We start from the raw sequence: 10,890 nt of genomic DNA on the forward strand, positions 1-10,890 counted from the left end.
GGTGGGCGCTCCGCACCCAGTGGCGCGGTTGAGGTTCCTCTGGTGCGCTCAACCGTGCCAGTGCGCCGGAGGCGCACCCTGCCGTTCGAGCCCTCGCAACGAGCCGTCAAGACGCGCACCGGACTCCTCGGCTACCGTGTGCGCATGACGGAACCTCGGAAGCTGACGGATCGAATTCGGCATTCGGCGCGGGAGAAGTTGCAACGCGCAATCGGTGAGGTTCTGGACAAGCAAACGGCGCAGCTCGCCGAGCAGACCGGACACCAGCAGGAAAAGCTACTCGAGATCCTCGAACGCCAACGACGCGAGATCGATGACCTGCACGCGTTCATTCGAGGACTCGAAATGCGTATGCGTCGGGACATCCCGTACGCGTCGGATGTCGAGGCTGCCGCGCAGAGCGCCGAGTTCGCGGAAGAGGTCATGCCCAAGGCCCCGACATTTCTCCGCCCGCACGCAACGCTGCGCTTCGCGCTCGGCGAGGTGTCCGTCCCTGGAATGGCCCTCGAGTTCGGCGTCGCCAGCGGCACGACTCTCGAGATCATCGCCGAGGAGATGGCGTCGAAGAAGGACATCACGGTCGTCGCAGGGTTCGACGTCTTCTCCGGGCTACCGGAGACATGGCGTACCGGGTTTCCCAAGGGTCTGTTCGAGCAGGAGAGCGTCCCGAAGGTGCCTGGGGCTGAGATAGTCCCGGGGATGTTCGAGGAGTCGCTGCCGCAGTTCCTGAAGAGCCGCAAGGACAAGTTGGCGTTTCTTCACCTCGATGCCGACCTCTACTCGTCGACGGTGACGGTCCTGGACCTCGTCGCGGATCGTCTGGCCGTGGGTACGGTCATCGTGTTCGACGAGTACTTCAATTTCCCGGGTTGGCGAAACCACGAGTACCGCGCGTGGACCGAGTTCGTCGGTCGCACCGGAACGGAGTTCGATTACCTCGGATACACCGCGGACAACGAGCAGGTCGTGGTTCGGATTCGGAAAGCGCCGTCGCTGTAGTGGCATGGTTGAGTGCACCTGCGTGCACTCAACCAGGCCACTGGGGGCGGAGCCCCCTACCGCACCAGCCGAACCACCTGGGTCCCATCGAAGGTCACTCGGCTGTCGATTCGTAGGCCACGCGAGGACAGCAGCGCGTATTCACTGGAGTCTTCGAAGTGATAGGGCTGCAGCGCCCATTTGTCGTTCGACGTCAACCTGAGGTTCTCGACCTCGTCGCGTTCACGATCGGTGAAGTACCAGAGCACGGTGCACATATCGAGGTCCACGTCCGACAACGGCTTCTCGACGTCCCAGAGCTGGCCGGATTCGGCCGCGTCGGTTGCGAGCCCGATATCCCGCGCGTTCGCGAATGCGCTCGGGTCTACGTCTTCCACCAGTCGCTGAGACGACGGATTCCATGCGGCTCGGCCGAAGAGCACGCAGTCACCCCGTCCGATGCTCGCCCTCGCGTAGTCGTTCACCTCGCTGAAGTCCATTCCGAGCGGCTTCGCCCCGGGCAGACGTTGACTCGCGTATCCAGGGACCAGCGCGAGTGCAAGTGCGGCGATTGCGACGTACGGCAGCCAGCGCACCGCCCGAAGTTGTCCCAGGGCAACCCCACCCAGGAGTGCAACCGCGGGAGTGGTGAACGTCAGATACCTGTCCAGATATATCGGCGACTTCACGAGCGAGTACGCAACCATGACCGCCATCGGTACGGCTATCCACACGAGTGCGATCGCGATGCATGCGCCACCATCGGACCGGAACCGCTCACGACTGCGCACGGTGAACACCAATGCAACGACGAGAACGACCCCGAACACCACACCGAACACCGGTGAATCGAGAAACCACTGGTACTCGAACACGATGCGCGCAAAGTTCGCATCCAGCGGCGGTATCCACCCGACCTGGCCCGCCTGGCGTTGCACCACACGCAGAAATGGCAGAGCAACGACCAGCGCAGCGAGAACCGCCAAGGCCCAGGGCAGTGCCGACACGCGAAAGCGCCTGCAGATGAGCAGAATTGCGAAATGAACCACGACGACCGTCGCCAGATAGACGAACAATACGATCGACGCCGTCAGCACGACCGCGTACGCAACCCACCACAGGCGCGCTCGTGACGACAACGCCACGAGCAGAAGAACAGTCGCCCACACCGCCGCCGCGGCCGTGAGCGCGGAACTACGCGCTTCGACCGCAGCCCACGTCACCCTCGGGAGCAGCGCGAAGACCACGCCGGAGAACACCGCGACATCGAGATCGGAAAAGCGGGCGGCGAGCGTCACCACTCCCGCAGCGGCCACCCCGACGGCGATCGCACTCGGCAATCGAACCGAAAACTCGGAAAACCCGAAAACACTGCCCCACAGATGGATACCGAAGTAGTAGCCGCCGTGAACGGCGTCGGTGGACCGCAGAAAGTCGATGAGCTCGCCGATGGACCTCCGGCTGGAATACACCGTCGCGACCTCGTCGTACCAGAGGGACGGAACCCAACTGCCCAGCACACCGAGGACGAAAGCGAACACTCCGACCGAACTCGCCGCCCCGACCGTACCTACGCGACCGCTACCCACCGAGACGTTACTCGTCGACGGAGTACAGGCGCGCCCAGTTCTCCCGACTCGTCAGCTCCGGCGTCGCCAACCGGTAGGACTCCGCGACAACCTCGGTTTCGTTGCGCAGTCGTCGCAGAGCAGTCAAGCCGCGCTTGAGCAGAACGATCGCAGCATCCTTGTCGCGCTTACGAACTCGCACACCCTCTTGTGACCGATCGGTAACGACGGCATGCGCGAACAGCGAGACATGCCACCAGTGCGCGTCGTCGGCAGAGATCGCAACAGGACCTGGATGCAGCCTGCCTCGCCACTGATTGACTACCCGCTTGGCAAGCACGGCCCATTCGAGACTCTTCTTCGGATTCGGGCCCGCAGTAGTGATGACCATGTCCGCCGGCCGAATGTCGGGCACCGCGTTCGCGTTGTAGCGCTTGGTCTCGTTGTATGCAGCCCGGTCACGCCGAATCGACGACGCCGCATCCATACCGCCGTCGGTCAATTTGCTCGGCCCGACCAGGAAGTCCTCGATGGCCTTGATCAACGTGAACGCCATCCCGTACTGCATCGACACCAGGTAGCGGAACAGATCGGTACTCAGCTGGCGCGCCAGCTTCCTACCGTCGAGACCGGCATGCAGTGCCGCCGTGATCATTCCGTTGCGCAGGTTGAAGTACCGGTGCCATTCGTCCCAGTCCTTCCACGCGAAGTCCGCGTGCCACACCGCAGCACCCGGCAACGTGACGGTCGCAAAGCCGTTGGCGCGAGCCCGATAGCCGTACTCGATGTCGTCCCACTGGAAGAACAGCGGTAGTGGATACCCGATCTGCGCGACGATTTCGGACGGGATCAGGCAGGACCACCATCCGTTGTAGCCGGCGTCGACGCGGATGTCCTGCTTCTTCTTGAATGCACTCTTGTCGGAGATCGCGTTCTTGACGTGCAGGCCTGCTTCGAGCTTCTGCAGGTTCGCTACCTCTGCTCCGACGTGCACGCGATCAGGATGCAGCAGATACAGCATCTGCGCGCCGACGATCGCAGGCTCGACGGTCTTGTTGGCGAAGGCATTCATCCGGACGATGGCTTCCGGTTCGCACAGGACGTCGTCGTCCATGAACACGACGTTGGCTGGATCTCCGCCCTTGCCCTGGACCTCGAACAACCCGCGCGTGAAGCCACCTGCGCCACCGAGGTTGGGCTGGGTGATGTAGACAAGCTTGGTGCCGAGTTCGGCGGCTACGCGCTGGAACAGCGGCCGCGTCTGAACCTGGTCGGTGCCCTGGTCGACGACGTACACGTTGTCGACGCCGTGCAGTGCAATCGGATCGTCGGCCATTGCCGCGACAGTGTTGGCGCAGTCGTCGGCACGATTGAACGTGCAGATGACGACAGAGGTGGGACGTAGCTTCTCGGGCGCGTCGACGGTCCAATCCGCATCCTCGACCGTCAGCTCACCCGAACCGGTGGTGAATCGCACGAACAGTGCGCCACCATCGAGGAACTGCTGGACCTTGGCGGGCACGACGATCCGGCTGGCCTGGCCCTCGGTGTCGACGGTGGTGCTCGCGACCGTGCGCTTTCGACCCTTGAAGTCGGTGGCAACGATGTCGATGCGTGCAGAACCGGTGACGGTTGCGCCGAACCGAACCTCGGTGACCTCGGTCCATCGCTGCCAATAGCTGGCCGGAAAACGACCGAAATAGCTGTTGGTCTCGACCACGGTCCGCTTGGCGAGCTTTGCGAAATACCGAGCCCGCTCCGCATTGCCCTTGACAACGTTTGCGTACATATCGGCACTGACCAGCGGAGATGGCCCGTCGAACAGCAGGCGCTGAGCCGTCAATGCGTCGGAACCGGCTGCACCGCTACCTGTCAGCCCGTTCTGCGGCGCGTTCCGACGATTGAGTGCAGTGCCGTCCATACTTGGAGATACCCCATCTTTCGAGCTCGAGTCTCTTCTCGAATCGAGCCGTGTGCAGTGTGGCGCCGAACCCATGCGAACTCCGTGCCACCATCCATGGTCGCACAGGCCGCCGTCGAGACGCCCCAACGCACGCAGCGCCGCGTCGTTTCGGATCTGTACGGCACTGCGGGATACAGTCGTGTGTCTTCATCCATACTCACGGAGCAGAAGTGACCCTCAGCCGAACAGAGCGCACGCACGGTTTCGTGCTCGGCAGCCGCAGGGAGCGTCTCGCGTGGGGCGCCCTGATTGCCGTCGTCGTAGTGATCGGTTACGGCCTCGTCCTCGCCGTCGATCCGCGGTTCTTCTACATCGACGACACAGAATCCGGCGCAGTCCCCAACTGGCTGCAGCTGGGTCGGATCATGCGCGAGGGTCAGTTTCCGTCGCTGGTCCTCGACCAGTGGATGGCAGGTAACTACCCGGTGGAGGGCCAGGGGGGTCTGTGGAATCCGGTTCAGATGGCGATCAACTACATCTCGCCGTCGATCGACAACCTCGCCCTACTCGCGACAGTCGTCAAACTGGCATTTTCGATCGCGCTCGCGTGGGGTGTCTACCGAGTGGCACTCGTCTACGGCGCCCGGCCAGCATGGGCGGCGGTCGCCGCGGCCTCGGCTCCCTTCGTCGGCTTCACGTTGTTCTTCGAGAACACCTCGTGGGTCACTGCGCTGATGGGCACCGCGTGGATCATGAACGCGTGGGCCAGTTCGGTCTCTTACGCGCGCAGTCGATCGGGTCCGATCGTGCCCTTCGTTTTCCTCTACCTGGCCATCAGCGTCGGCTACGTGCACGCCGCGGTCATGGCGGGAGTGATGATCGGGGCCGTGGTGATCGGTGAATTCGTTCACCAGCGGAGGTGGCGCCCAGCTGCCCGCGTCGCGGCAGTCGGTATCGCAGCGGCCGCATGCGGCGCCATCACGTTCCTTCCCGGCGTGCTGACCTCGTCGGTCACCTGGCGCAGTGGTGACGAAGGCACCTTCAACGACAACTTCCTGACGGCTCCCTGGTCCGAGACCCTGACCGCCAGCATCCCGTCGTCCGTGACCAGCATCGAGTCGTGGACGGGCGAGACGACTGCCTCCCCGGTCACGTACATCGCATGGTTTCTGATCCCTGCGCTTGCGTTCATCGCGTGGCGGCGGGTTCCCGATTCGCTGCGTGAGCTCACCGCGCCGCTGATCCTGCTCGTTTTCGCGCTCGTGTTCACTGCAGGGCCGAGCGACATCGGGCCCATCCGATGGCCTGCACGCATCCTGCCGTTCGTTGCGATCGTGGCACTGATACTCGTAGTGGTCCTTCTCAGTCGCTACGGGACGCTCGATCGACTTCGCCCGCGACTACTTGCCGCATCGCTCTTGACGTTCGTTCTGGTGCTTCGAGCCGGATCGTCCGGTCCCGAACTGTTCGGTCGTCACGTCGTGTCGGGACTCCTGATCGTCGCCGTCGGCGGCCTCGTGGTCTTCCTTGCCTACCGCTTCTCGACGAGGGCTGCGGCCGCACTTCTCATTGCCACGATCGCCCCCGTCGCGATGTACCAGGTGGCCTCCTACGATCCGCCGTTCGACAAGTGGTGGCTCCCGACCTCGCAGTCGCAAGCCGACGCCGGCTTCCCTCAGTGGCAGGGAGCGACGCTCCAACTCGGTGATCGCACACTGACGGAGACCAGCGCAGACACCGCCGATGATCCCAGGCTCCCCTGGCACTCCCAGGTGTACGGAAATTCCGCAAAGATCATGGGCCTCGACTACGTCAACGCCTACACCCCGGTCGGCTACGAAGACTTCTCCAACCTGCTCTGTTTCGAGCACGAGGGTTCGACGTGCTCCGACGCGTTCCGACGTCTGTTCCTGATCGAGCCGTACACCGGCAAGACATTCGCCGACCTGATGCGGTTGGACCGCGTCGTACTCCAGAAGAACCAGTACCCGCTGGCCGACGCGCGTGAGGCTCCCGCAGGTTGGGAGTGGGTGACCCCACCGACCGCCGACTCCGCGCGTCAGACCTACGTCCTCGAACGCGTCGACGGACTGATACCGGCCGACATCGGCCGCGTTGTCGCGACGGTCGACGCAACGGCCGTTCCGGAGTCGTCGAGCGCCGATTCCGAGCACGTTCGCGTCACCTCGGTGGACGGTGGAAGCGTCGTCTTCGCCCGCCTGGCGTGGCCTGGATACACCGCTACTCTGAACGGTGAGCCGCTCCAGACCAAGGGGCTGGCAGACATCTTTCTCTACGTCGACCTCCCGCCGGGCACGACGGACGCAGACCTGGCGATCGAGTTCCGGCCCCCCGGCCAGAAGCTTGGATTGGCAGGGATGGCCGGCGGCGTTCTGCTGCTGCTCGCATTGGTGGTTCTGGATGTACGACGCCGTCGCCCGGCACAATCACCTCCGGCCGAGGACACTGCCGTAGATGTGACCATGGAATCGAGTAGTTCCGCAGCGAACAGATAGGCTTGCAACCCGTGACCCACCCGTCCGACGCTGTCCCCGCCGCGCACCGCATCTCCATCGTGGTGCCGGTCTACCAGGGTGAGCGGACACTGCGGGCCCTCATCGACGAAATCCTTCCGCTGACGACACGCACGTACTCACCGTCCGGCCGGCCGCTCGTCGTCGAGGAAGTACTCCTCGTGTTCGATCACGGTCCCGACGGCTCGGCCGACGTCATTCGCGAACTCGTGCGTGACCACTCGTTCGTGCGGGGAGTGTGGCTGAGCCGAAACTTCGGGCAGCATCCCGCGACCCTCGCAGGTATGGCATCGAGCGGCGGCGAGTGGATCGTCACGATGGACGAGGACGGGCAGCACGACCCGGCCGACATCGGCGGGCTGCTCGACACAGCCCTCGATCGTCAGTCCTCAGTGGTCTACGCGAAGCCGACCAACGCCGCACCGCACGGCATATGGCGCAACGCCGCATCACGGGGATCGAAATGGCTCATCGCCACGGCAATGGGCGCCGACAGCACAGTCAGTTACCAGAGCTACCGACTCGTCCTCGGTGAGGTAGGCCGATCCGTCGCCGCCTACGCGGGTTCCGAGGCCTACCTCGACGTCGCCCTCGGGTGGATCGCGGGCGAGGTCACCACGAGTCCGGTCGAACTGCGTGAGGAGCATGGCCGACGCTCCGGCTACAACGTACGCACACTGCTCTCGCACTTCTGGCGCATGGTGCTCTCCAGTGGCACCAAAGGTCTTCGACTGGTCAGCTTCATCGGTGTCGCATTCGCAATCCTCGGTCTCGTGCTCGTGCTGTGGGTGCTTGCGTCGTATCTCGTGTTCGACGTCGGCACGGAAGTACAAGGCTGGGCATCGACGATGGTCATCTTGCTGTTCGGCTTCGGAGCAACCCTGTTCTCTCTGGGAGTCGTCGCGGAATACGTCGGCGTCAACGTCAAGACAGCCATGGGGAAGCCGCCCTACCTCATCGTCGCCGACCCGGCCGACGGGCCGCTCGGTCGGACAGACACTCGGGACGGGCCACCAGAACCCACGACGCCCGCGTGAGCACGAACTGCACCTGGGTCATCGGAAGCGGAGGGCTTCTCGGCTCCTCGGTGTCCCGTGAACTCCGCCGCCGGGGTCACCGAGTCCGCACGAGCATCGTCCCGTGGGCAGATCACGGATCAGCGAAATCGCTTCTGCTGCGGGAATGTACCGACTTCTTCGACGCCACCGGCGACGACACGTGGAACATCGTATGGGCCGCTGGCGCCGGCGTCAACGGAACGACGGCCGACCAATTCGCACTCGAGAACGAACTCGTCGCCGACATTCTGGCCAAGGTAAGCGCCGTGGCAGGTGAACGCCGCGGCAACGGCACCTTCTTTCTCGCATCGTCGGCTGGCGGCGTCTATGCAGGCTCGACGGGTGCGCCACACAACGAAGCGACGCAACCGGTTCCGCTCGGTGACTATGGCCGTGCAAAGCTCGACTCCGAGTCGATCGCACAGGAATTCGGCGTCAGAACAGGAACCGACGTCGTCATCGGACGCTTCGCGAACCTGTACGGTCCGGGACAGAATCTCGGGAAACCGCAGGGACTCATCTCGCATCTGTGCCGCGGGTATCTGATGGCATCACCGGTGTCGATCTACGTGCCGATGGACACTCTCCGCGACTATCTCTTCGTCACGGACGCCGCCGAAATGGTCGCTGACACACTGGAATTATCATCCAGACGATCATCGCCGCCGACGACGAAGATCTACGCCTCGGGATCGGCCGTCACCATCGGATCGATCCTCGGGGCTTGCCGCACCGTGTTTCGTCGACGCCCGAACGTCGTCCTCGCCGCATCACCCCTCGCCGCGTTTCAGGGCCGCGATCTCCGTCTGCGGTCGACTGTGTTGACCGACATCGATCGACGAACCCACAGGACATTGCCCGCTGGCATCGCGTCGACGTTGCACGCGACTCGACAGGCATTGGCGGCGGGGCGGTGACCGAATCGCACACTCCCCCGCCGCCGGCGGGGATGACCGGTTCGCCCGGCCCGCTGATGCGCATCGTCAAGAATCAGGCACTTGCGTTTCTGCTCGTAGGCGGCGTCAATACCGCGCTGGGTACCGGATGGTTCATCGTATTCCAGCTCCTGATCGGTGAACAGTACGGCTATCACGCTGCAATCGTGCTCGGCTACCTCTGTAATGTGCTGTGCGCCTTCGCACTGTACCGGTATCTGGTATTCCGAGTTCGAGGGCATTTCTTCAAAGACCTGGTGCGATTCTTCATCGTCAACTTCGGCGCCTTCGTCGCGAACATCTCCTTGATGACCGTCGCGGTGTCGCTTCTGCACTTCCCACCGATCCCATCGCAATTGGTCGTCACCGCGATCATGGCAGTCGCCAGCTTCTTCGGCTATCGGGATTTTTCGTTTCGTAGAAAGACAACCACATGAGCCCTCGCGTATCAGTCGTCGTACCCGCGTACAACAACGCGGAATACATCGGTGAGACAATCGAATCCATTCTCGATCAGACGTTCACGGACTTCGAACTCATCATCGCCGATCACTCCTCGACCGACGAGACGCTTGCCGTAGTGGAGAAGTACGACGATTCGCGGATTCGAGTGCTCACGACCGAGACAGGCGGCGGTGCGAAACGGAACTGGGATCGGGTCACCGCTGAGGCGACAGGCGAATTGGTCAAGCTCGTCTGCGGGGACGACACGATCTTTCCCAGCTCCCTCGAAGCTCAGGTCGCAGCGTTCGACGAGCACCCGTCGGCCGTTCTCGTTGCGTCACAACGCACCTTGATCGACGCGAACGGCAAGACGGTGATCGCCGCCCGCGGACTCGGTGGACTGTCCGGACTAGTATCGGGGCGCGTCGCTGCCCGGACTGCAGTACGCGCGGGCGCCAACATCTTCGGCGAACCAGGCTGCGTCATGATGAAGTTGTCGGCGCTACGGGAGATCGGTCTGTGGGACAACAACCACCCGTACCTCATCGACCAGGCTACGTTCATCGGCGTCGCACTACAGGGTGACGTCGTCGCCATCGAACGGCCGCTTGCCACGTTCCGTATCAACTCCGGTCAGTGGAGCGTCGAACTGGCGACCCAGCAGGCGCGACAAGCGGCCGACTTCCATCGTTCACTCGGAGCTCTGGAGCCAGGTCTCCTGTCCGCGACAGACATTCGACTCGGCAACGGCAAGGCCCTCGCCACCTCGTTCATGCGCCGCGCAGTCTACCTGCTACTACGTCACCGAATGTCGAAGAACTAGGCATGTCGAAGAACTAGGAAAGCACTGATTCCGTTCGGGCGTAACCACTTTCGGTCGCATCCTTCTGCGGGCGCCACCAATTCTCGTTGTCCCGGTACCAGTCGACGGTCGCTTTCATTCCGCTGCGGAAGTCGACGTACTGCGGGGTCCAGCCCAGTTCGGTGCGCAGCTTGGTGGAGTCGATCGCATAGCGAAGGTCGTGGCCGGGGCGGTCGGTGACGAAGTCGAAGGCGTCGGCCGCCTGACCGGTCTCCTCGAGGATGGTCTCGAGCACCTCACGGTTGTTCTTTTCGCCGTCGGCGCCGATGAGGTAGGTCTCACCGAGCGCACCCTTGTCGATGATGGTCCAGACGGCACCGTTGTGGTCGTCGACATGGATCCAGTCACGAACGTTCTGCCCGGCACCGTAGAGCTTGGGGCGACGGCCCGACAGGATGTTGGTGATCTGCCGTGGAATGAACTTCTCGACGTGCTGATACGGGCCATAGTTGTTGGAGCAGTTGGAGATTGTCGCGCGCACACCGAACGATCGCGCCCACGCCCGCACCAGCAGATCACTCGACGCCTTGGTCGAGGAGTACGGGCTCGACGGGTTGTACGGGGTGGATTCGGTGAATCGTGCCGGATCGTCCAGTTCGAGGTCGCCG

At 63.2% G+C, this 10,890-nt stretch carries 9 protein-coding genes; 6 read left to right on the forward strand and 3 right to left on the reverse strand.

From position 1 onward, the window contains the following. Window positions 1–144 precede the first annotated feature (144 nt). Window positions 145–999 (forward strand): TylF/MycF/NovP-related O-methyltransferase, encoded by an 855-nt coding sequence (locus tag A2J03_RS14845; protein ID WP_068375315.1) that lies wholly within the window; start codon window positions 145–147, stop codon window positions 997–999. A 56-nt stretch (window positions 1,000–1,055) separates the two neighbouring features. Here the strand turns inward: A2J03_RS14845 and A2J03_RS14850 are convergent, their stop codons facing one another. After that, on the reverse strand, window positions 1,056–2,567 hold the full coding sequence (locus A2J03_RS14850; protein WP_068375289.1) for a glycosyltransferase family 39 protein: 1,512 nt from the start codon (window positions 2,565–2,567) through the stop codon (window positions 1,056–1,058). Between the two features lie 7 nt (window positions 2,568–2,574). Beyond that, entirely contained in the window at window positions 2,575–4,467 is a 1,893-nt protein-coding gene (locus tag A2J03_RS14855; RefSeq protein ID WP_156520400.1) for a glycosyltransferase, read from the reverse strand. A 212-nt stretch (window positions 4,468–4,679) separates the two neighbouring features. Here A2J03_RS14855 and A2J03_RS14860 point away from each other — a divergent pair, with 212 nt between their 5' ends. The 5 genes from A2J03_RS14860 to A2J03_RS14880 are packed head-to-tail and all read left to right on the forward strand — an operon-like array spanning window position 4,680 to window position 10,243. After that, the gene (locus tag A2J03_RS14860) at window positions 4,680–6,965 is read left to right on the forward strand and encodes a hypothetical protein (RefSeq protein ID WP_231912544.1); all 2,286 of its coding nucleotides are present in this window, start codon (window positions 4,680–4,682) and stop codon (window positions 6,963–6,965) included. 50 nt (window positions 6,966–7,015) lie between these two features. After that, window positions 7,016–8,020 carry a glycosyltransferase gene (locus A2J03_RS14865; RefSeq protein ID WP_068375327.1) on the forward strand — a complete coding sequence of 335 codons (1,005 nt, stop codon included), beginning with the start codon at window positions 7,016–7,018 and terminating at the stop codon, window positions 8,018–8,020. Continuing rightward, complete coding sequence (locus tag A2J03_RS14870; protein WP_068375292.1) at window positions 8,017–8,958, forward strand: NAD-dependent epimerase/dehydratase family protein; 942 nt, start codon at window positions 8,017–8,019, stop codon at window positions 8,956–8,958. Before A2J03_RS14865 ends, A2J03_RS14870 begins: the two co-directional genes overlap by 4 nt. Continuing rightward, entirely contained in the window at window positions 8,955–9,413 is a 459-nt protein-coding gene (locus A2J03_RS14875) for a GtrA family protein (RefSeq protein ID WP_231912545.1), read from the forward strand. The genes A2J03_RS14870 and A2J03_RS14875 overlap by 4 nt, the downstream gene beginning before the upstream one ends. Next, window positions 9,410–10,243, forward strand: a complete 834-nt coding sequence (locus A2J03_RS14880) for a glycosyltransferase family 2 protein (protein WP_068375296.1) — start codon at window positions 9,410–9,412, stop codon at window positions 10,241–10,243. The genes A2J03_RS14875 and A2J03_RS14880 overlap by 4 nt, the downstream gene beginning before the upstream one ends. A gap of 13 nt (window positions 10,244–10,256) precedes the next feature. Here the strand turns inward: A2J03_RS14880 and A2J03_RS14885 are convergent. After that, a partial coding sequence (locus tag A2J03_RS14885) for a dTDP-glucose 4,6-dehydratase (protein WP_156520401.1) occupies window positions 10,257–10,890 on the reverse strand: 634 nt, incomplete at its 5' end.

It is taken from the genome of Rhodococcus sp. EPR-157, from assembly GCF_001647195.1.
In the GTDB taxonomy this organism is placed as follows: Bacteria; Actinomycetota; Actinomycetes; order Mycobacteriales; family Mycobacteriaceae; genus Rhodococcoides.

Coding starts and splice junctions, on each gene's coding strand:
- A2J03_RS14845 (WP_068375315.1), top strand. CDS start 145: ATGACGGAACCTCGGAAGCTGACGGATCGAATTCGGCATTCGGCGCGG.
- A2J03_RS14880 (WP_068375296.1), top strand. CDS start 9,410: ATGAGCCCTCGCGTATCAGTCGTCGTACCCGCGTACAACAACGCGGAA.
- A2J03_RS14855 (WP_156520400.1), bottom strand. CDS start 4,467: ATGGACGGCACTGCACTCAATCGTCGGAACGCGCCGCAGAACGGGCTG.